Genomic DNA, 264 nt, shown 5'->3' with positions numbered 1-264 from the left:
GCCATGATAAACCGAAAACAAGTTAAGAAAAAAAAAAAAAAAAATTGTTGTATTGGATGAACCAGAAGACTCATTTTATCCCTAAATCTTTAGCTGTTCTTGTTTTAGCTCTGGAAACACGACAGTATATTGATTTTTATTTTGTTTCTGTCTTTTCGTTTGATATGAAGGTCAACAATATCAAGGATGGCATTGACTTGGTTAATGCTAGAGAAAAGCCTCTTGCTGCATATATATTTACAAACGACAAAAAGCTCAAGGAGA

Annotated in this window: 1 protein-coding gene; it reads left to right on the top strand. The window is 32.2% G+C overall.

Features of this window, described 5'->3' with window-relative positions; translation table 11 throughout:
* Nucleotides 1-56: 56 nt before the first annotated feature.
* On the top strand, nucleotides 57-264 hold a 208-nt coding region (locus ACODJP_RS14140), incomplete at its 3' end, for a hypothetical protein (RefSeq protein ID WP_422482589.1).

Origin of the sequence: Pleomorphochaeta sp. DL1XJH-081, assembly GCF_049310885.1 — a bacterium.
GTDB lineage: Bacteria > Spirochaetota > Spirochaetia > Sphaerochaetales > Sphaerochaetaceae > CAYZJV01.
The sequence above is the reverse complement of the archived record's forward strand: the minus strand, read 5'-3'. Positions and strand labels throughout refer to the sequence as shown.